This window comes from Flavobacterium sp. 38, assembly GCF_057799715.1.
Genome location: NZ_JBYNWZ010000024.1, coordinates 1 through 1,349, shown reverse-complemented (window position 1 = coordinate 1,349; position 1,349 = coordinate 1). Strand labels below are relative to the sequence as shown.

Annotated in this window: 2 protein-coding genes; both read right to left on the bottom strand. The window is 33.0% G+C overall.

Annotated features, from left to right (window positions below; all coding sequences use genetic code 11):
* Positions 1-17 precede the first annotated feature (17 nt).
* Complete coding sequence (locus AC3E9W_RS23175; RefSeq protein WP_488770250.1) at positions 18-920, bottom strand: IS3 family transposase; 903 nt, start codon at positions 918-920, stop codon at positions 18-20.
* An 8-nt stretch (positions 921-928) separates the two neighbouring features.
* Positions 929-1,309: a transposase gene (locus AC3E9W_RS23170; protein WP_488770249.1), complete on the bottom strand. Its 381-nt coding sequence runs from the start codon at positions 1,307-1,309 to the stop codon at positions 929-931.
* Positions 1,310-1,349 lie beyond the last annotated feature (40 nt).

Genomic DNA, 1,349 nt, shown 5'->3' with positions numbered 1-1,349 from the left:
GTTGAGTTTTAGTCCTATTATAGGTTTACAATGATAGGATTTTTTACGTAATAATTCTTCCATAATTTTTCTGTCTTTAAATTATATTTATGCACTTGATTTGGTGTAAGATTGCCGATGCTCATATGAGGCCTTTCGTTGTTGTATAGTTTAATTACTGCGTCCAACAATTCTTTGGCTTCCTGTATATCTTCGATCTGATAATCATCCAGATATTCTTCTTTTATGATCCCATTAACTCTTTCTGCTATAGCATTTTCTAAAGGATCTCCGTTCTCTGTCATGCTAATCCCTATATTATTAGCCTCTAATAATTTTATATATTCATTGCTGCAATATTGTGTGCCTCTATCGGAATGATGTATTAATTGCAATCCGTCATCTGGAAGATTAGATATTGCCATTTTTAAAGCCTGAATTGTTTCTGAGGTTTGCAAGCTGTCAGCTAAATGATAGCCGACAATCTTTCTGGAATAAGCGTCAGTAACAAAACTTATATATGTAAAGCCATCCCTAATTCTCCAATATGTTATATCGCTTACCCACAGATGATTCGGGCGTGTTGGGATAAAATCTCGGATAAGGTTCGGGTATTTTTTAAATCTATGAAATGAGTCGGTCGTAATAGTTGGTTTTTTCTTGCGCCTGACTAATAAACAATTAGCTGATAAAACATCAAAAAGTCTGTCTCTGCCAATTTTTATTTGATGTTCTAATAAGAAAGGCTGTAAAAGTTCAAATAGCTTTCTTCCTCCCATATGACGATGATTCTTTCTAATTTTTAATACCTCAAAAACAATTAATTCATCTTCAAAAGCGAGCTGTTCCTGATACCAAAAATGTTGATAATATGCCTGTCGGGTTATACCAAGTAATCGGCAAAATCTGCCTAAACCAATTTTAGGATAATTGTGTTTCAACTCCTGAATTACTTGGTATTGGACTTTTTTACAATTTTAATTTTAAATTCCTGTTCGGCAATCTCTATCATTTTACGATAAGCTTCAGCTAAAAGTCGAGCTTCCTGAAGTTCTCTTTTTAGCTGAGATAGAGATTCTTGCTCTTCTTTATCAGATAATTTATTGGTTTGCTCTTTCATGCTAGGCAAAGATACAATACTAGGAGTTGAATAATCAAGCCCGATTTCTTTTAACCAGTAGGTTAATCTGGTATGCCCAATATTATATTTATTCTCAATCTCTCTTTTTGTCAATGATCCGGTTAAAAAATCATTACAAACAAATCGTTTGAATTCTTCACTGTACTTAGACTGCCATTTTGATGATGATGTTTTTGAATATCTTTCCATATTTTTACACTTTTGTGTAAACCTATTTTAGGACAAGACA